Origin of the sequence: Streptomyces kebangsaanensis, from assembly GCF_001906585.1 — a bacterium.
Lineage (GTDB): Bacteria > Actinomycetota > Actinomycetes > Streptomycetales > Streptomycetaceae > Streptomyces > Streptomyces kebangsaanensis.
In genome coordinates this window covers 48,218-68,437 of sequence record NZ_JUJA01000136.1, presented here as the reverse complement: position 1 = coordinate 68,437, position 20,220 = coordinate 48,218, and the positions used below count along the sequence as shown (strand labels likewise).

At 72.0% G+C, this 20,220-nt stretch carries 7 protein-coding genes and 1 pseudogene; 1 reads left to right on the top strand and 7 read right to left on the bottom strand.

Annotated elements, in window-relative coordinates:
- The 3 genes and pseudogenes from RH94_RS43935 to RH94_RS19650 form a co-directional block, all read right to left on the bottom strand.
- A pseudogene (locus RH94_RS43935) lies at positions 1-660 on the bottom strand (Eco57I restriction-modification methylase domain-containing protein); the annotation flags it as partial.
- On the bottom strand, positions 657-3,644 hold the full coding sequence (locus tag RH94_RS19655; RefSeq protein ID WP_073948848.1) for a helicase-related protein: 2,988 nt from the start codon (positions 3,642-3,644) through the stop codon (positions 657-659). The pseudogene RH94_RS43935 and the gene RH94_RS19655, both read right to left, overlap by 4 nt.
- 228 nt (positions 3,645-3,872) lie before the next feature.
- Positions 3,873-9,182: a DEAD/DEAH box helicase gene (locus tag RH94_RS19650; RefSeq protein WP_234425885.1), complete on the bottom strand. Its 5,310-nt coding sequence runs from the start codon at positions 9,180-9,182 to the stop codon at positions 3,873-3,875.
- Between the two features lie 204 nt (positions 9,183-9,386).
- Here RH94_RS19650 and RH94_RS19645 point away from each other — a divergent pair, with 204 nt between their 5' ends.
- Entirely contained in the window at positions 9,387-10,367 is a 981-nt protein-coding gene (locus tag RH94_RS19645; RefSeq protein ID WP_073948846.1) for a serine/threonine-protein kinase, read from the top strand.
- A gap of 107 nt (positions 10,368-10,474) precedes the next feature.
- Here the strand turns inward: RH94_RS19645 and RH94_RS19640 are convergent, their stop codons facing one another.
- From RH94_RS19640 to RH94_RS19625, 4 genes are read right to left on the bottom strand one after another with little or no spacing between them, the layout of a single operon-like run.
- Positions 10,475-13,558: a pPIWI_RE module domain-containing protein gene (locus tag RH94_RS19640; RefSeq protein WP_073948845.1), complete on the bottom strand. Its 3,084-nt coding sequence runs from the start codon at positions 13,556-13,558 to the stop codon at positions 10,475-10,477.
- A gap of 55 nt (positions 13,559-13,613) precedes the next feature.
- Positions 13,614-17,297 (bottom strand): pPIWI_RE_Z domain-containing protein, encoded by a 3,684-nt coding sequence (locus RH94_RS19635; RefSeq protein WP_073948844.1) that lies wholly within the window; start codon positions 17,295-17,297, stop codon positions 13,614-13,616.
- Positions 17,290-18,441, bottom strand: coding sequence for a pPIWI_RE_Y domain-containing protein (locus tag RH94_RS19630; RefSeq protein ID WP_073948843.1), 1,152 nt, complete (start codon positions 18,439-18,441; stop codon positions 17,290-17,292). The genes RH94_RS19635 and RH94_RS19630 overlap by 8 nt, the downstream gene beginning before the upstream one ends.
- A complete protein-coding gene (locus RH94_RS19625; protein ID WP_073948842.1) occupies positions 18,438-20,099 on the bottom strand; it encodes a PD-(D/E)XK nuclease family protein in 1,662 nt (553 codons plus the stop codon). The genes RH94_RS19630 and RH94_RS19625 overlap by 4 nt, the downstream gene beginning before the upstream one ends.
- Positions 20,100-20,220 lie beyond the last annotated feature (121 nt).

Below are 20,220 nucleotides of genomic sequence, written 5' to 3'. Positions count from 1 at the left end.
GTGCAGCAGCCGCCACAGCAGCACGAAGTCGTCGGAGCGGTCGCCCTCGAAGAGGGCCTGGAGGTCGAACTCGATGAACGCGGCGCCGGTGAGGGAGGCGGACTCGCGCAGCAGCCGCAGCTGGCGGCCGTTGGAGAGCACGCCCCACAGGGTGGAGTCCGCGGAGCGGTTCAGGTACTCCTGGACCATCGACTGCGGGATCTGCCTGGCCAGTTCCGGGGTGCGCTGGTCGAGGGGGACGTTCCAGCCGGTGAGGTGCACGGGGACGTGCGCCCAGTGGTGGCTGACTTCGAAGTCCTTCTCGCCGTCGCGGGAGCGCAGCCCGGGGGCGGGCACGGGGGCGAGAGCGCCGAAGCCGAGCTGTTCGAACAGGGGCAGCAGCCAGCGTTCGGTGGTCAGGCCGACCGCGTGCACGCCGGGGTCGGCGTCGGCGCCGTCGCGGGCCAGCGCGTCCTGGTAGGCGACCCAGACACCGCGCAGGTAACCCCAGGAGCGCTCGGCGGCGTCCCGTACGGAGTCGCCCTTGGCGTACAGGCGGTAGTCGGCGGGCTTGGAGCCGGTCTGCTCCTTGCCTTCCTTGATCCGCACCAGGAGGTCGTAGGGGAGCAGGCCACCGACGGTGGCGACGGTGTCGGTGACAAGGGTCCTGGCGAGGCTCATGCGTCCGCTCCCTGGAGGATCGTCGGGGCCGGGAGATAGTGGTAGACGCCGAGGACGTCCGGGTCGCCCTGCGGGACGACCTTCAGGCCCTGGCGGCGGGCCTGGGAGGCGGTGCGGACCCGGTGGTGCGACGCTTCCAGTTTCTTGCCCAACTCGACCGAGTGGTTGCGCAGTTCGGGCATGAGGACGGTGCGCAGGGCCGACAGGATCTCGCTGATGCGCTCGGTGGCGAACTTGGGGTCGGTGTTCTGGGCGGCGCGGGCGTCCAGGAGTGCCAGTGCCTCGTCCTCCGGCAGCCACTCGGGGGCGGTGGCGCTGCCGCGGAAAGCGACCACGCGGGCGTCCTCGGCGAGCTGTTCGCGTACCGAGCCGTCGCGGGTGGGCAGGTTCAGCCGGAAGCGGTGGCGGACGAGCAGGAGGGTGGTGCGGAGGTCGACCGCCTTGGTGCGGATGACACCGCAGCGGCGGGCGGGGCGCTGCCACTCGGGCACCTTGCCGGCGTCGTCGAGGGCCGCGTCCAGGACGAACCGGGCGGTGGCGGCGACCACCGGGTCGGTGCGGGTGAGGGCGGCCTCGCCGCGCGGGGCGCTCGGGGCGTCGTGGAAGACGACCGGGCGGGGGTGGCGGGGGCCGAGCGCGGCGGAGACGGCGTCGCGCAGGCCGTGCGGGAGCGCGTCGGTGTGGACGGTGAAGCCGCCCTGCTTGGTCGGGGCGGGCATGCCGCGCAGGGCGGCCAGGGCGCGGTGGGTGAAGTCGCGGACCTCCTCGCCGGTGCCGAGCGCGGCGCGGATCTCGGCGACCTCGGCGGCCACCTCGTCCTTCTTGATGCGGTGCTGGGCGTAGCGGGAGCGGTTGCGCTTCTCGCGCTCGGCGGAGGACTGCCAGGCGATCTCCAGCTGCTCGGCGGCCACCGCCTCCTCCTGCGGGAACAGGCCCTCCTGTTCGTAGGCGGTCTTCTCGCCGCGCAGGATCAGGCCCTCGAAGACGGCCTGCATGGCGCTCTCGGACTCCTGCGGCACGGGCACGGAGACGCCGGTGACGCGGCGGATGCGCTCGTGCTTGCGCAGCAGGACGTTCAGGACGATGCCGTCGACGGGGTTGTCGGCGCCGTACAGGGTGAGCGCCTTGACCACGTCGGTGCGCTGGCCGAAGCGGTCCACGCGGCCCTCGCGCTGCTCGTGCCGGGTGGGGTTCCAGGCGAGGTCGTAGTGGACGACGGCGTCGAAGGACTCCTGGAGGTTGACGCCCTCGGACAGGCAGTCGGTGGCGACCAGGACGCGGCGCTCGGGCGCGGGGTTGCCGTCCTCGTCGACGCCGGTCAGCTCGGCGATGCGGGTCACGCGCTGGTCGGGCGAGAGCTCACCGGTGACGGAGGCGACGGCGACCGGGTGTTCGGCGCCCTTCTTGTTGAGGGCCTTGGTGAGGTGGCCGGCCACGTAGTCGGCGGTCGCGATGTAGCGGCAGAAGACGATGGGCCGGTACCCCTCGTCGAGGAGGTCGGTGACGGTGGCGATCAGCTTCTTCAGCTTGGTGTCGCGGGTGGGTCCCTCGAGTTTCCTGGCCGCCTCGGCCATGGCGATCAGGCGGGCCTTCTCCTCGTCGTCCTCTGCCTCCTCCGGGGTGGCGGCGGGGTCGGGGGCGTCGGTCGCCGCGCCAGGGGCGGGCAGCCGGGTGCCGGGCACCGCGTCGGCGGACTCGGCGCCCTCGCTGTCGGCCGGGTCGGAGACGGTGCGCTCGCCGGTGCGGTCGGCCTCCTCCGGGGAGTCGGCCTCCTCGACGCCGGCCCGGGTGTTCAGGGACTGCACGGCTGCGGCCGGGGAGGAGGACAGGGTGCGCAGCAGGGCGAGGGTGGACCACCAGCGCTGGCGCTGCTGGAGGGCGCCGTCGGCCGCGCGGACGGTCTCGCGGGCGTACGACAGGACCTCGTCGAGGAGCTTCTTGTAGTCGCGGTGCAGGGTGTACGGGGACTCGGCGGTGTCGCGGGAGGACGGGAAGTGCGCGCCGTCGCCGAAGTCGTCGCGGATGTCGGCGCGGCGGCGCTGCACGAAGAACTCCGCGAGCAGCCGGCGGCCCGCCTCCGTATCGAGGCTCACCGTGGCGAGGCGGTCGTCGAGCAGGCCGAGCAGGCGGCGGAAGGGCTCCTCCTTGCCGCTGTGCGGGGTCGCCGTGACCAGCAGGAGGTGGCGGTCGGCGCGGTCGGCGAGGGCGCGCAGCAGGGCGTAGCGCTGCTGGGAGGTGCGCGCGGAGGCGCCCGGCGCGGAGTCGGCGACGCAGGAGTGCGCCTCGTCGACGATCACCAGGTCGGGGCAGTTCTTCAGGAAGTCCTCACGGTGGCGGGGGGACTTGATGAAGTCGGTGGAGACGACGTAGGCGCCGTCGGGGCGGAACACCGACTGGCCGTAGGGCGTCTCGCGCAGCAGCCGGCCGATCGTAGAGGGCAGCACGAGCCGGGCGTCCACGCCGAACTTGCCGTGCAGCTCGGCCCGCCACTGCTCGGCCAGGGCCGGCGAGCACAGGACGACCAGGCCGCGGGCGTCGCCCTGGGCCAGCAGCTCGGCGGCGATCAGTCCGGCCTCCACCGTCTTGCCGATGCCGACGTCGTCGGCGATCAGGAGCCGGACGGTGTCCTGGCGCAGCGCCATCAGTAGCGGGACCAGCTGGTACGGGCGCGGGTCCACGGCGATCGAGGCGAGCGAGCGGAAGGGGCCCGCGCCGGAGCGGAAGCCGATGCGCAGGGCGGTGCGCAGCAGTCCCGCGGCCTGCTGGTCGCCCAGGTCGGAGGAGGTGGGCGGGGCGAAGGTGGCGTGGACGACGCGCTCCAGTCCCGGGAGGACGCCCGCGATGTCGTCGTCGGCGCCGCCGAGGGGGCGCAGGACAAGGAGCTCGGGCGTGGAGTCCGGCAGCACGACCCACTCACGGCCCCGGGCATGGACGAGGGAGCCGACCGCGTACGGCTGCTGGGTCGGCTGGGCGGTGGCGGTCATGGATGCCTTCCGGGGTCGGGGCGGGCGGGACTTCGGTCGGGCCTGCGGACGGCTCGGGGAGAGCGGGCGGACAAGCGGGACGGTTCGACGGGAACGGGCGGACTGGTGGGCGGGTGGGCGGCGGGCGCACGGGGACGGCGCGCAGTGGGCCGCCCCGGTACACGGCGAGTGAGGCCCGCGCGGAACCCCTCGGTGGGGCGGACCGGTACGGGTCCGCCCCACCGCTGGTCAGCGGCGGGCCTCGCCGAAGACCGTAGGGTACTCGGCGACGGCCTTCGACCAGTCGTCGTCGTACCGGATGCGGATGACCTCCCAGCCGATCTCCTTCAGCCGCTCGGCGGCCTCCTCGTCGCGCAGCGTCGTCTCGGCGTGGTCGTGGTGCGGGCCGTCGACGAACACGGCGACCGGGCCGAAGCCGGTGTCGTAGACGAAGTCCGGCTTGGACAGGGCCGTGCTCACCTTCATCTGCTGGTGCTGCGGCAGATGGTGGCCGTGTGCCCTCAGGTAGGCGATGAACCGCTCCTCCAGGGAGGAGTCGGCGCCCTCGATGAGCGCGTCGGCGTGCTCGTCGCGGGTGCGGCCGACGTGGCCACCGCCGACCGAACCGTCCTTGAACTCCATCAGCAGGTCGCGGACCAGCCGGCGGTCGATCGCCCGGTGGTGGCGCTGATTCCCGAAGGAGAGCAGGCAGTGGTAGCAGCCCTTCTCGCACGGGTCGCCGTTCTTCTTCTCGGCTCCCCGGTCGCGGCCCTCCTGGTCGAAGTGCGCGATCTCCAGGGCCCGGCGGGCAGCGGCGGCGAGCGCCTTGGGCTCGGCCTGCAGCCGACGCAGGACGCCCGCGCCGCCCTCGGCGCTCTCGATGAACAGCAGCCGCTCGCGGGGGCCGTCGTGCGGTGGCAGTTCCCAGGTGTCCAGCTCGGAGTCCTCCAGCTGGAACTCGGCCTCGATGCCCCGCTCCAGCGCGTACTGGAGGGTGATCGCGGTGTCCCGGTCGACGGGGGCCGCGAGCTGGAGGACGAGAATGTTGCGGGTGTCCTGGACGTAGGGGATGACGGGGACCTTGCGCAGCGCCTTGTCGGCGTCGGCCAGGCCCTCCTGCTCCTCCGGGGTCTCCCGGCCGGCGGTGCCCGTGCCCTTGGCGCCCGTGGAGCCGGCCAGCCACTCCCCCGTGACCGGGTCGATCCAGAAGCCGATCTCGCCCTTGGCGACCGAGCGGCGGTAGCCGAGGTTGGTGAGCCGGACCGTGGCGCTGTCGCCGTAGGCGAGGTGGGCGAGGAGCCGGCCGGCCGTGGCCTTGGCCTCGGCCCGCAGGGAGCCGTCGCGGCCGTCCTCGTGCTTCTTGAAGCGGTAGGAGATCTCCACGGCGTAACCGGTGCGCTGGCGCTCCTCCTCGTCGGAGGAGATCCGGTCGCGGCGCTGGGTGAAGACCGTATGCAGCTGGAGCAGACCGGTGCGGGGGTCGCCGAGCGTGCCCTGGCAGCCGGGGCAGGTGTCCTCGCGCTGGTCCTCCGGTGACAGGTAGCCGCAGCTCTGGCATACCTTGGCACTGTCGGTGGTCAGCTCACCGGAGGTGTCCGGCGGCAGCTGGACCCGGTTCACCTTGAAGCGGCTGCCCTCGTGGTAGATCAGCGCGCCGGGACCGAACTCGCGGATCGCGATGAACCGGGACCGTTGGAGGTAGTCGCCGTCGTAGCCGCGGGTGGTGCGGCCGGTGCCGGGGATGTACGCGGCCAGCGGCAGCCGGGGGAAGGAGTAGCCGGGCAGGAAGCCCTCGGAGGCGAAGTAGCGGTACGGGTAGAAGTCGGACAGCACCGTGCGCTCGCCGCCCTGCCGGTTCTCCAGGAGCGCGATCTGGTTCTCCGCCTGGGCGCGGCGGCGTACGGCCTGCTGCTGGGAGCGGCCGGTCGCCGTGCGGTTGCGGATGTTGTCGTGCTGGAGCTCCCGCTCCTCCAGTGCCTTCTGGTAGAGGGTGCGCCAGCGGCCGCAGGCGCGGTCGAAGGAGCCCGGAGCGCTGCTGACGGTGTCCTCCAGCCACTGCTCGTGCCACCACGACGTGGCCTTCAGCGTCTCGGCGCAGCCGGCGAGGACCGTCCGGGCTCGGGCGAGGGCGCGCTGCTGGGCCTTTTCGCTGCCGATCTGCTCGCGCACCTCGGGCAGCAGTCGCAGCGAGGGCGTCTTGCCGTCCGTCTCCAGGATCCTCGTCATGGAGCGGCCCAGTTCCAGGGCGGTCTCGGCGAGCCAGATGGCGTGCACGTGGGAGGCGAGCAGGTCCTCGTTGGCCAGGTCCAGGCGCGGTGGGGCGACGCTGCCGGCGACCATCTGGTCGGAGCGGGTGAAGTAGTACTGGTCGTGGCTGTTGCCGGTGGCGCAGTACGTGGTGACCAGCGCGGGCTGACCGGAGCGGCCCGCGCGGCCCGAACGCTGGGCGTAGTTGGCGGGGGTCGGCGGTACGTTGCGCAGGTTGACCGAGTTGAGGCTGGCGATGTCGACGCCCAGCTCCATCGTCGGCGAGCAGTACAGCAGGGGCAGCGGCTCCCCCTTGCTGAACAGGTGTTCCCGCTCCTCGCGGATGTCGGGGTGGACCTGGGCGGTGTGCTCGGCCGCGTGCAGGCCGGCGAAGGTACCGGCGACCTCCTTGTAGAGGCCCTTGAAGAAGGCGTTGACGCGGGGTCCCCGCCCGGTCCGGTAGGTGCGGCGCAGCCGGTCCACCGCGCCGTGGTCGTCGTCGCGGGCGTGCCAGCGGATGACGGTGTGGTTGATCCGGTAGCCGGGGTCCTCGCCCCGGCCCTGTGCGACGCGGGTGAGGACGCCGCCGTCGGCGAGGACGTCGAGCAGGTCGCGGATGACGTCCTGGGCGTCGTCGAGGGAGAGGTCGTGCCGCCAGTCGGGGAAGGTCTGCGGCTTGCGCACGAAACGGCCGAAGGCGCCGCGGCCGGTGAGGTTCTTCTCGCTGCGGCTGCGCTGGGGCCGCCCCGCGCGCGGCAGGGCGACGGTCGGCGCGGGGGGCGCGGCCTCGGTGTCGGCGATCCCCCAGGCGTCGTTGAGCTTCGCCGACTCCTTGCGCAGCTCGTTGAACTTGGCCTCGGTGAAGTACGGGGTGTCCACGGCCCGTTGGCGGCGCAGTTCGTCCATGAGGACCCGGGCGACGTCGAGGCGAGTGGCGGGGGTGGCGGTGCGCAGCGGGCCCGCGGCCCGCTGCCAGCGCTCCTCGTCCTGGGCGATCTGGTCGAGGCCGGCGTACTCCAGGCCGAGCAGACCGGTCTGCTCCAGGTTGGGCATGGTGATCCGCCAGCCGCGCTCCAGGTCCAGGAAGAGCCGGTACTCGGCGATCTGGGCCAGCGCGTCCCGCGTCTCCTCGGCGAGCGCCTCGACCTCGGTGGGGTTGTTGGCGTACTCGTGCGGGGCCAGTCCCATGGCCTCCACGACCTCCTCGCCCAGCCGCTTCCAGCGCAGCCCCTTCTCCCCCGCCTCCAGCATCGCGCGGTACAGCGCGCCGCGCAGCTGGGTGACCATCACGAAGTCGTTGAAGTGCCCGGACTGCAGGCTGGCGTCCTGCCGGTTGTCGACGAAGGTGAGCAGCTTGCGTGCATCCTTGCCGAGTTCGTTCTCGGGGAGGCCCTTGAGGTGGCGCACGATGGAGGCGCTGACGACGGACGTGGCCGTGGACCGGCCCTCCTGGTCGAGCGTCATCAGCTTGGCGAAGTCGCGCTCCCGCACCTCCTCGTAGCTGACTCCGCACTCCAGGCAGAACGGGAAGGGGGTGGGCAGATAGGCCGCGTACAGGCCGTCCTTGTGGCCCTTGTCCACGGTTTCGCCGTCGGTCCGTACCCACACCGGCTGAGGCGCGCGCTTCCTGCGGCTCGCGGTGAGGACGGTCGTCGCCTTCCTCGGGTCGAGGGTGAGCCAGCTGTCGGGGAACCGGCGCTGCTCGACGGCGTCCCCCAGATGCTCGGGCCAGGGGTTGGTGGCGGAGACGTAGAGGTATCCCAGGTCCTCGTCCTCGTCCTCGCGGGTGCGGAAGGCCACCGTGCCGTCGTCGCGCTGGTCCCGGGCCACGGTCAGGTACTCCTGGCCGCACTCGCGGCAGAAGGACAGCGGCAGCAGCAGCTTCTCCGGCTGACCGGGCACCCGTTGCTGGTAGGTGCGGGTGATGTGGCGGCTCTCCGCCGGCTCCAGGGAGACGTACACCGAGCCGCCCTTGGAGAGGAACTGGTGCAGCCGGAAGGCGAACAGGGGCCGGTCGGTCTCCCGGTCACGGGCGTGCGAACCGGCCTGCAGGGTGGCGCGGATGGCGTTCATGCAGGCGGTGTACAGCTCGTCGTCGGGCGCCTTCTCCGGAATGTCGAAAGCCTTCTCACGCAGGGCGCGGGCTGCGAGCTCCACAGTGGTGGGGTCGGCACGGACCAGCAGTTCCGTACCGTCCTCGTCGGTCACCTTCGTCAGCCCGAACGTGGTCTCGATCCAGCGGGCCAGCGGGTCGGCGGCGAGCGCCGCGTACTCCTTCGGCGGGTCGTTCTCCCTTACCCGGGCGGCGAGTTCGGCGGAGGTGGGAGTGGCATCGCCGGTCGCCCGGACCAGGGTCTCGCCCACCACCCGCTCCGGGGAGATCTCCGTGTCGAACAGTGTGGAGGCGACCTCGGCGACGGCACGGCGGCGGGCGGCCGGAGTGCCGTCGGTGGCCATGGTGGCGGAGGTGCCGACGCACTGCAGGTCGGGCGACTCGCACGCCTCGCGCACGCGTCGCACCAGCACGGCGACGTCGGCGCCCTGCCGGCCGCGGTAGGTGTGCAACTCGTCGAGGACCAGGAAGCGCAGGCCCTTGGCCCGGCCGATGAGGCGCTTGCGCTCCTCGGGCCGGGTGAGCATCAGCTCCAGCATCACGTAGTTGGTGAGCAGGATGTCCGGCGGATTGTCGAGCACCGTGTCCTTGTCGGCCTGCTTCTCCTGGCCGGTGTAACGGGCGTACGTGACCGGCTCCCGGTTCTCGCCGTAGCCGGCGGAGAGGAACTTCTTCAGCTCGCCCATCTGACTGTTGGCCAGGGCGTTCATCGGGTAGACGATGATCGCCTTGATGCCGGGGGGCGCTCCGGCCTCCTTGTCCCGCAGTACCCGGTCGACGATGGGCACGATGTAGCCGAGGCTCTTGCCGGAGCCGGTGCCGGTGGTCAGGACATAGGACTGCCGGGAGCCGGCGGCCTCGATGGCGTCGCGCTGGTGACGGTGGAAGGTGATGGGCCGGACGGTCGCGCCCGGCTTGTCCTTGCCGACACGGAAGATGCGCTTGCACTCGGGGTGCAGGAGACCGAGGTCGTCGGCGAGGTGGTCCACGGTGCCACCGCGTTCGAAGCTCGGGTTCAGCGAGAGCCAGGGGTCGGGCCACTGATCGCCGTCGGCAAGGGACTTGGAGACCTTCTCACCGATGCGCGGATCGTCGATCACCACCGACCCGGACGTGTACTCCTTGTAGTCCTGGATGAGTCGGCGATGCACCCCGAAGACGTCCACGTAACCCTCACTTGTTCCCGACGCGATCCACACGTCACCGTAGTAGGTGACGGGCGCGAGCCGTACCGCCCCACCCGGAATCCATTAGATCAGCATCATGTGAACACAGTCAACGCGTGTGCGGGTTGTGTTTGCCGTGTTCGCTGCGCCCAACGGGCCGTCACATGACACACTCTTGTCCCGACAACCACCCGGGCAGGGCACGACAGGACACAAGGGGACAGGGCGGCAGCGCGGATGGACACCGGATCACTGATCGCCGGTCGCTACCGGATCAAGAACCTCATCGGGCGAGGCGGCATGGGCGTCGTCTGGCTCGCCCATGACGAGAACCTCGGGCGTGACGTGGCGTTGAAGACGATGAGCGTCGCCCCCGGGCTCACCGAGGAGCAACGCGCCCGCGACGCCGAGCGGTTCCGCCGGGAGGCCCAGGCCGTCGCCCGGCTCGACCACGCCGGACTCGCCACCGTGTACGACCTGGGTGAGGAGAACGGCGTCCGCTTCCTCGTCATGCAGTACGTGATCGGACCCGCGCTCAGTGACCGGATCGTCGAGGAAGGTCCGCTGTCCGTCGAGGAGACGGCGTCGATCGGCGTGCAGATCGCCTCGGTCCTGGGCTCCGTGCACGCGCGGGACGTCGTCCACCGCGATCTCAAGGGCAGCAACGTCGTCATCCGCACGGACGGTGTGGTGAAGGTCCTGGACTTCGGGGTCGCGGCTTTCCTCAACCCGGACACCACCGCCCTCACCATGACCGGCGAGCGCCCCGGAAGCCTCGAGTGCATGGCGCCCGAACAGGTGCGGGGCAAGCCCGTCGGTCCTCGGACCGACCTGTACGCACTCGGCTGTCTGCTGTACGCGATGCTCACCGCGGAGCCGGTCTTCGCGCACGACTCGGAGCTGATGCTGCCTTCGATGATCCTTGAGCGGCACCCCGTGCCGCCCAGCGTGCTGCGCCGGGGGCTCCCCACCGAACTGGAGCGGCTCGTGCTCCAGTTGCTGGCCAAGGAACCCGACGACCGGCCCGCCCACGCCGGCGAGGTCTGGCAACGCCTCGCGGCGTGGCTGCCCGAGCGCGGCTCCCCGGAGAAGGCACTCGTCCCCTGGGCGGAGGTGGACCCTCTGCGGCCCTTCACCCACCCGATGGGACCGGACGCACGGCCGGTGCGGGCCTGGGCCCGAGCGGTCGGCCGGTATGGGCGCGGACCGGCCCGCTGACCGGCGAGGTGTCGGATCGGGGCACCGGCCAGGCTGGGGACGCCCCGATGCGCCGACCTCACGCGACGGCCGTCCGGGGCGGATTCCCCAGCCTGTTCCCGGGCCCGTCAGAACCCGAACAGTGCCAGCTGCTCCAGTTCGTCGGCGGATTCCGGCAGCTCCGGCTCAAGGTCGAGGCCCGCCGCCGCTGCCGTCGCCGGGTCGGGATCCGCCGCGGAGTCCGCCGCGTTCTCCTCGTCGGGCGGGGCTGTCGGAACCCGTGCGCCCTTCGCCAGGGCTTCCACACCGTCCACTCCGTCGGTTCCCCCCTCGGGCCGCGTAGGCAAGACGTACTGCTGCCCCAGGCCCGCCAGGTGCAGCGGCAGCGGCAGGGCGAGCGCCTGGGGGTAGTCCGGGGGCTGACGCAGCAGGTGAACGGCGAGGGCGAGAGCCTGTGGGTCGTCCTCGTCGTCCGTGTGGCAACCGAGGACGGCCAGTTCGACCAGGGCCGGCATCCAGCCCACCACCCCGGTGTCGATGGTCGGCTCCCCCTTGCGCTTCCCCATCCGGATCGGACGCAGCGCCAGTTTGTCCGCCTCCACCGCCGAGGTGCTGAACTGAACCGGTTTGGGGGTGGTGCTGTAGAAGACCCGGCCCGTTCCGTCACCCTCCGGGATCCACAGGTGCGATGCGATGCCGTTGGGCCCGTCCTTGGGGTTCACGCCCCACCACTGGGCGGTCTCACGGCCCTTCCCCGTGCGCACCCGCACCAGTCGCAGGTCCGGTGCGAGCCGCCGCGGCTCGGCGTGCCCGTCACGGATGCGGTCCGGCTCCGTACGGCCGTCCTGGAGCCAGGTCCAGTGCGACCGGGCGTTCTGTGCGTCGACCAGGAGCATCGTGGGCCGGCGGCGCAGCGACGCACGTACCTTCTGCAGCCACTCCTCCGCGCTTCGCCGCTGCTCCTCACGGTCGGCACGCCAGCTGCGGCGGCGCCCCGCGGGCACCAGCTCGCCCTCCGCACGCGGAGCCGGCACGGACGGCTGCACCTCGGCGAGACGGGTGAGCCCGATCAGCATGACCGGGTACGGCACCCATGCTCCGGCGCCGTCGTCGGCATCCGGGTCCCAGCCCTGGACCCGGGCCAGACCGCTCCCGGGCGCCTGCGGGGTGACCAGGACGGCGACCGGGACATCGGCGGCCCAGCGGTTGCGCGCGGTGTGGTTCTTGCGGACCATCCAGACCGCGGCGTACCGCATCCCCTGCGGAACGCCCCGCTCGATGCCATGCTCGGGATGGACCCGGGCGCCCAGTTGCCGCAGTCCGTCGTCCCAGGCCATCAGGGCCCGGTGGTCCATGCTGCCCAGGGAGTTGTACCCCTTGGTCTTCTTGGGGAGCGCCACGAACTGCGTGACGAAGCCGGCATCCGCGCAGCCGAGCCGCAGGGCGAACTTGGGGTCGTGGTCCCGGGACGCGAAATCGGCGGGACGGTCGATCTCGACCAGGGCCAGTGCGGGTGCGTCCCCGGTCCGGTCTTCGGCCAGCCACGCCGCCGTCTCGGTGCGCCGCTCCCCCACGGCCGCGGTGACCGCCTCCCGGGTGCGCCGTACGCCCTCCGGGAGGCCGAGGCCCGCGGTCAGTGCGTGGCCGGTGCCGTCGTCATGGCGTACGACCGGCCGCAGGCACCGTACGCGGACGGTGAGTTCCGGCGCCTGCCACTCGTGCACCACCGGGCGGCCCGGGTCGGCGGCGTCGTACTCCGGCTCGGTGAAGGAACCGCCGTCACCCTTGAGGCCGAGCCGCGTGACGAGCGCCGCGAGGGCCGCGTTCCGCATCTCGGCCGACTGCCACAGCAGCCGCGCCTCCAGCACCGGTCGGCCGTCCTCGGTCCGCGCGCCGCCGAGTTCCCCGACGGCGAAGGCCACCGCCGCCCGCCGCTCGGCACAGCGACGGGCGTCCTCTTCTTCCCGGGCCGCCCTGGGGACACTGGCGGGCGGGGCGTTGAGCGGTTTGGCCGCGGCGAGCGCGGTGTGCGTGAGGTCCGGTGCCGTGCGCAGTTCGGCGGGAAGGGCCGCTTGCGCCCAGGCCGTCAGCTCCGAGCACTGGTTCGGCATCAGGCCGGCCTTGACCTCGTGGCCGCCCATCGCGGTGCGGTACACGATCCCGGCCCGTGCCTCGCGCCGCAGCCAGTCCTCCGGGTCCGTCAGGATGGCGTCGGCGTCGGGGAACGGTTCGCCGAGGGAGACGTCCTGGAGCAGCCCGGCCGGCCCGCCGAAGGCCCAGCCGTCGGTGAACTCGCCGCGTTCCTTGTCCCAGCGCCGTTCGAGCTGGGCGACGGCGTACCGCTCGCTGAGCGGAACCCCGGGCAGCACCGGCACCCGGGGGCGCAGCAGCACCGTGGTGCGGCTTCCGTACGGCAGCCGCACCCGTCCCGTCGTGGGCGACGTGCGCGTCGCCCAGCGGCGGATGGACCAGTGGAGGTGGAAACGGGGCAAGGGGTCGAACGGCACGGTGTGCAGGGTGATGTTGAGGACGACGGAGAACCACCAGGTGCCCTTGCCCGGCGACGGCTCGTACGGCAGGGGCTGGGAGACCAGTTCCGCACCCTGGTCCCGGGGGCCGCGCGGCATGGCCCGGAAGCGCAGCTGCCCGCCCTCGTACGGGTACGGTCCCAGCGCCAGGACGCGGCGGGCCAGCCAGTCCGTGGTGAGGGTGAACTGGTGGGAGGCGGGCGCGGCGGTACCGCCCCGGGTGCGGTCGCAGGCCAGCAGCTCGCGTTCGACGGGTTCCCACTCGGGCGGGTGCTCGGCGAGCTGGGCGCGGACGTCCTTGAGCAGGACCCGGTGCTCCGGTTCGGGCCGCAGTTCGCGCAACCAGCGGTTGAGCAGCGGGGTGAGGACGTGCGGGGGGAGCGGGTCGGGGGCGTCCGCCGCGACGTACAGCCAGCGCACCCCTTCCTTTCCCCGCTCGTGGAACGGCGGCCTGGGCAGCACGAGGACGTCCGGGGCGAAGGCCTGCAGGACCTGTTCGAGGCGACGGGTGGGTACGGTCCGGTACGGCTCCGCCTGCGGGTCGCGGCCGGCGTTGCACAGGGCGAGAATCGCGTCCCGCCACTGTTCGGGGAAGGGCAGGGCGCGGTAGCGCGCGGTCAGGTTGGTCAGGGAGTCGGCCGGGAGCCAGGCGGCGGTGCGGACGGTGCGGTAGTTCACGGGCATGGCAAACCTCCTTCGGAGGGGTGGGGCGGTGACGGGCGGGCCGGCGCCGGCTGTCTCAGCGGACGGCCCGATGATGGCCGAGGGTCAGCAGGGCGTCGTGGAAGGGCTGGTAGAGCAGCCGGGCCAGCGCGGGGTCGGCCGGGTCGGGAAAGGTGTCCGGATCGGCGTCGGCGGCGAAGTACGGTGACAGGACCGACCGCAGGGCCCGCAGCAGGCCGTCGGCCGCCGGGACGGCGGCGCCGGAAGCCGTCGGAGCGAGGGACCGCGCGAGCCGGGGTGCGAAAGCCGCGTCGACGAACACGACTCTGGCGGGCACTCCACCGCGCACGAGGCGGCCGATGACCTGCCACATGGTGACCAGCTGGTCCCATGCGAACGCGCGCTTCTCCCAGGGGGACAGCCGGGAGTAGATGTAGCGCCGCGACAGCAGGCGGCGCCACTCCTGGCGGCCGGCGAATCTCAGGTCTCGGCCGGCCTGGTCCAGTGTGGTGGCCTTGGTGACCAGTTCGGTGAAGGTGGTGGGCCCCGGGAGGTCGTCGGCGCGCGGCCGGTCACGGACGAAACGGCTGATCCAGTCGTTGACGGCGAAGACCGACAGGGACAGTTCGTCGGGCCGGGGATGCGGGCGGGCGAGGAAGAGCGCGGTGCCGAAGGCGGCGTTGCGCTGGGCGTTGAGGATGTTGTGGCCGCGTTCGACCGCCAGCAGCGGAGCGACCAGGACTTCCGCGGCCGGGTCTTCGGCGAACAGTGCGAGATCGCCACGGCGCAGGGTGGACGAGGTGGTCCCGCCCTCCGCGAAGCCCGTGCCGTGCAGGGCCTGATCGAGGTCGGCGTCGTCCGGTACGAGCACCCGGACCCGGTTCTGCCACCGCTCCTCGGCGTCCAGGGTGTCGGCGACGGCGTAGGCCTCCCGGTAACTGCCCACCAGCAGCAGGGCCCGCTTGCGGTGGTCGTCGGCGACCTTGGCCAGTTCCAGGTCGAGAGGACTGTCGCAGCCGCCGGGGCCGGGCCGGCCCAGCTTCGCGGCGATCGCGCGCGCCTGGGTGGTCCGGGCCTTGGGGGCCGTCCCGGACAGGCTCATCGGCCTGCCTTCCTCGTCGTAGAGGAAGTGGGTGTCGAAACGGGTGCGTGCCACCGCTTCGAGCGACCGGGCGGACGGTTTCAGAACCGCCCCCACCGGGGCGAGCACGTGCGCCCGAGTGGACTCGCCGGCCCAGCTGGTGCCCGACATGAGCACCACATGGGGGCCCGGGCGGCCGGCCGCGCGGTCCGCGCCCAACTCCGGCAGGGCATGGAGGAGTTCACGTCCCACGCCGGCACAGCGGAAGAAGCGCAGGGTGCCGCTGGTGCGGCCGATCTCGTCACGCTCCCGGTCGTCGGGGAGGTACTGGAAACCGAGGACGTTACCCATGGGCGCCTCCGGGATCAGCGGCGCGTAGTCCAGGGGGGCGCGACGGGCCAGTTCCTTGCCCTGAGCACCGAGGCGCAGCGCGGCCTCCACGTGCGGCCACAGGTGGGTGAGGCGGTCCAGGCGCTGGTGCAGGGCGGACAGGAGCAGGGTGAACTCCAGGCGGCGGCAGGTCAGGTCCAGCCACTTCTCGTGTGCCTCCCCGTCCTGCGCGCGACCGCCGCCCACGACGGGGGTCTGCCGCAGCATCTCGCCGAGAAGCCCGCGGACCCGGTCCCGGGTACGGGGGGCGGAAAGGCCGTACAGCAGGTCCTGGGCGGTCTCCACCATGGTGTCGGTGAGCGTGCCGCACCGCCCGCGGCCGCCGAGCGGGTCGTCGCGAAAGGCGTCGAGCAGCGCGGCCAGTTCGTCCCGGCGCGGGTCGCGGGGTGCGGTGGGCGCCGTGTCGGGTTCCTTGCCGTTGACGTCGTCGTCGTATCCCTCGTACAGCTCCTGTTCGTCCGCCACCGCTTCGGGTGCGTCCGCGACACGGAAGGCGTCGGGTCCCGGCACTTCGTCGAACCAGTCGGCGAGGAGCTTCTCCTGGAGCGCCCACGGACTGAAGTACTCGATGTCGACCCAGTCCCTCAGCGGTTCGTCGGAGATCAACAGCCGGTACAGCCGGTCGGCGGCGACGGTGACCACGGCCAGGGCCGCGTTCCACTGCTCGACCTGGCGGTCCGTCAGGGGGAGTCTTCCCTGGCGGGAGAGTTCCTCGATCTTGTGCGTGTGCAGCCGGTCGAGCCAGGACTCGATACCCGGTTGGACGAGGGTGGCCGACGGGGCGAACAGCTCGTCGAACTTCATCTGGACGGAATCGGCCTCGTCGACGAAGACGATGTCACTGCGGATACAGGCCAGTTCCAGCTGCCGCAGCCGTTCGTCGTTGAGATGCGAGGGGACCGCGCTCTGCACCAGGCTTGCCGGGTTGGCCACCCAGATCAGCGCGTCGACCTGCGCGCGGACCGAGCGGTGGCGCGGGCACTCGGCCCAGACGGGGCAGCCGTGGGGAGAGCCCTTCGGTTCCTGGTCGGCGGGTGCGCTCTCGTCGGTGCGGGGCGTGCCCGGCTGCCAGAGGGGTGGCAGGGAATCGGGCCCCTCGGATGCCTGCCCGCCGTTGTGCTCCGGCGCGTTCCGCTCCGGATACAAAGTCGTGCACGGCGCGTCGGCGTAGCGCAACGGCCTGGCCGCCTCGGTGCCCCGGAGCGCGTCCACGACGCACGCCGTACTCAGCTCGTCGAAGCCCTGCGCATCGTGGTCGAGGAGGTTGTCCAAGCCGCGGGAGGCGAGCCGGCGGTGGAGCCGCTGCACATGTGTCTCACGTGTGCTGGCCCCGAGCAGCGGAACGGCGGCCAGGCCGAGAGCGGTGAACAGCTCGCACAGACGCAGCTGTTCGGCGGCGTCCCCTACGACGATGGTGGTGCGCAGCGGGGTCTGTCGGCGAGCGGCCCACACCGCGACCAGCGTCATCAGCGTGCTCTTGCCGGCGCCCACCATGCCCGCCAGATGCAGCATGCCGTCCAGCCGCAGCGCGTCGCCGTCGGTGAAGCCGCGCCCGTCCGCGTCCCGGGGCGCGATGCGCACTTCCGCCATGCGCGCCTCCCAGTTTCCCGGCCGCTCGATTCCCGCTTCCCGCTCGGTGCTGTCCATCCACCGGGCAGTGTCGGCGAGTTCGGCTCGCATGACGGTGAGCGGTGCGCAACCACCGGCCCTCCCTGCGAACAGGTCATGTCCGGGAGGGCGCTCCAGGACGAGGAGTTCGGGGATCGTCACCGACGTCGTCCGGCGCAGTTCCCGGAAACTGCTGCGGCCCGCCGGTGCCAGCGGAAGCGGCCTGCGGACGAAGTCGGGAATCCCGGCCAGCGCCTGGTCGTACACGACGATACGACCGGCCGCGACGGTCGGCAGCAGCGGTCGGGGCGCGCTTCGCTCACGAGCGCCCGGCACCTCATAGGCGCGCAACCGCTCGGGAACCAGGCGATACGCGTCGAGGGCCTGATGCCAAGCACGCCCCCGCCGAAACGTCCACAGCAGGTGGCGGGCCGCGACGAGCATCGTGTCCTGTTCGCGGGTGCGCGCCAGACCGGCAACACGGGCGAAGGGGTAGCCGCCCAGCAACGTGTAGGCGCCCTCGGCCGGCTCCTGCGGGGCGAGGCTCTGCAGGAGGCGCAGAGCCAGTTCGACCTGGCACACATGGACGGGCTTCACTCCGTCGAGCCCGGCGGGCAGCCCGTTCCACACCAGGGACAACTCGCGGCTCACCGGCCGGTGCCAGCTCTCACGGTCACGCACGGCGGTCTCCCTTGCAGGTGCGCAGCCGTCGCTTCGCACGGGTCACGAGTTCGACATCGGTCAGCAGCGGCAGGTCATCGGCGCTCGCAGGCCGGGCCCGTTCGAAGGCCGCGACATAGCCGGGACGGGCCACCACCCGGTGCACCGGTACCGACCAGAACGCCTCGTCGTACGGCGGATCCTGGGGGACGGGGCGGGCCGAGCGACCGAGGAACGTCGGGTGCGCCCAGTCCTTGACGTCGACGGCCCAGCGCCAGCCGTCGGGGAACACCACCTGGAGGTCGTAGGCGTCGTAGCCGGGCCACATCCGCACCTGGAGCCCCAGGGCCAGCAGCTCACGTTCCAGATCGGCCTCGGCCCGACCCGGGCCGGTGACGAACTGCCGCAGTGGCCGTTCCAGTTGGCTGACCGCGAGGGTGCCGTCCCAGGTGATCCGGCGGCCCGGCGGTGGCGTCCCCTGTCGACGGCAGCGATCCCGCTCGCACCACCACTCGCCCGCTCCGACCGGCGTCAGCAGGGTGAGGCACCGCTCGCAGGCCGTGTAGGCACCGTCCCGCAGATAGGACTCCGGCACGGGTTTGTAGATGCGCCGGATGAGTTCATGCACGGGTTCCAGCACCATGTCACCGGTCACCTCGTACATCTCGGCGGCGGTGAGGACCGGGCGGTGCACGAGCAGCCCGCGGAAAGCGGTGTATGCCTCCTCCTCACCGTACTCACGGCACAGGCGGAGGGCGGCGAGGACGACTTCCCGGTCCCGGAAGACGGCGGCCGAGTCGGGGCTCCGGCCGGCCCACTCGTGGCACAGCTCGGTGGGCCGGCCCGAGATCTCGTCGAGCAGGCGGTCCCCGGGCTCCACCAGGTCGGCGGGAAGGCTCAGCGGCCAGTCCTCGAGCGGCTCCGTCCGACAGCGGTCGACGAGTTCGGTGAGCCCGGCGGGCGGGCGGGCACCGCGCAACAGGCAGGCCAGCACCGTGCGGTCCAGCGCCCGCTGTGCCTCGGCGGGGTAGGGGAGGGTGAAGGAGTCCAGGCCGGTCTGCGCCTCCAGAACGAGAAGGGCCGTGGCGAGCGTCCGCAGCAGCGGTACTCCGTCATGGGCCGCCCAGTCCGCGGCCGGTACGGCGTCGTGGTCGTCGACGGTCACCGCGTCTCCCCCGAGATGTCGACGGCACGCCGGGAACGTCCCACGGAACACCAGCGCGCCACCTCGCAGTCGGAGCAGTCGAAGTCCGGGGCGGGTTCGGCCGCGTAGGTCTCGTCGGCCGCCCAGCCGCCGGCGAGTTCGGTGATGACCTGCCGGGACTGGTCGAGGGTGAGACCGTCGCAGGGGTCGAGCTCCTCAAGGCGTGCTCCGTCCGGACGCAACACTTCCAGTTCGACGCGGGAGCGACGGGGGTCGCCGCCTAGTACACCGGATGCCAGCAGCAGCACTCCGAGAGCCAGTTGGGGGAACCTCTCGACGAGGCGCCGCCGCTCTCCGAAGCGGTACGCGGCGGTCTTCGTCTCGCGGATCACCACGCCGCCGTCGTCCGTGTAGACCACATCGCAGTCGGCAATGACGACGACGTCCGCCTGCTCGTCGTACACTGCGATGCGGCGCTGCGGCTCGACCCGCTCGGTGGCGGGCAGACCGTCCAGCGGACACAGGCCTCTGTGCGCGCGGATCATGGCGCGAGCGGCGGGGAGTTCGGCCTCGTCGAGCCCTGGCAGGGTGTCGGGCAACGGGACGTCCCGGCAGGGCACCCACGGCTGTGCACCATGGCATTCGTTGAGCCAGGCGTCGACCGCGCGGCCACGCCGGACCGCCTCGTTCTCCGCCCGGCCGTCACGCAGCTTGAGCACCCTGGTCAGGTGGTACCTGGCCGGGCAGTCCCGGTACGCCCGCAGGTCGGAGACGGAGACACTGCGGCGCTTGCGGGGGCGGGCCGGTCCCGGCGCACCGAGCAGACCGGGTGTACGAGGGATGTCCTGACAGCCGACGAGTGCCTCGCAGCGGACACAGTCCGAGCCGGGGAGCCGGCCTCGGCCGTCGGTGACCTTGGCCATCAGACCACGCACGTGCAGGTCGAACAGGCGCTGGACCTCCTCGACGTCCCAGTCGCCGAGCACGGCGGTGGAACCGTCGCCGAGCCCGAGGCCGAGAACACGCACCCTGCGCGGTGGGGGCTGCGGTGGCGCGACGGGTTCGGAGCGCTTCTGGTACGGCATGCGCGCCGGGACCCCCGAGGCGAGCACGTGCGCGATAGCGATCACCTCGGGAAGCGAGCGGTTCGCCTTCACCTTTTCGAGGGACGGAATCCAGAGCTCCCGGACCGTTCCGTCCCCGGACGCGTACTGCCGCCCCCAAGCCGTGCGTTCGTACTGGTCGGCGCCCCGCGCGTCGAGGGCGTTCAGTTTCCTTCCGCCCACCCAGCGCAGCTGCACGGGAGAGGTGGCCGGATATCCGGAAGCCACGCGTGCCGACTGCTCCCGGTCACGCGCGGCAAGGAAGGTTTGGGCTGCTTCCCGCGCCCATTTCGCGTGCGCGCTCGAGCAATTGCGGAAGTGCCAACGGTTCGCGGCAGCCTCGGCAACGGTCCTGCCCTCGTGCTCCACGGCGTCCAGCAGATGGTCCACCGGCTTGAACACGAAGTCCTCGACCGGCTTGCGCCGGGAACGCCCGGGTTGCTGAACGAGCAAAGGGCGGGCCCGCAGCGCACGTCCCTCGGGACACGCGTCGGCCTCTTCCCGCAGCAGCGGCGGACCGATCCGGATCAGGGCACCATCGCCGTCCACTCCCGGCGGATTCCCCAGAACAATCACGAGAGCGCCTCCTTGCGCCTCGGCGAGCAGAACGTCCGCCAGAGTGACTTACTCTGTGAACATAGTCAAGCGACTTGATGCGAGCTGACGTGTCACCACTATCGTTGTGTTGGGCTGCGGT

Excerpts from the sequence above, each read along its gene's own strand:
- RH94_RS19655 (WP_073948848.1), bottom strand. The coding sequence starts at position 3,644 with ATGACCGCCACCGCCCAGCCGACCCAGCAGCCGTACGCGGTCGGCTCC.
- RH94_RS19645 (WP_073948846.1), top strand. The coding sequence starts at position 9,387 with ATGGACACCGGATCACTGATCGCCGGTCGCTACCGGATCAAGAACCTC.
- RH94_RS19640 (WP_073948845.1), bottom strand. The coding sequence starts at position 13,558 with ATGCCCGTGAACTACCGCACCGTCCGCACCGCCGCCTGGCTCCCGGCC.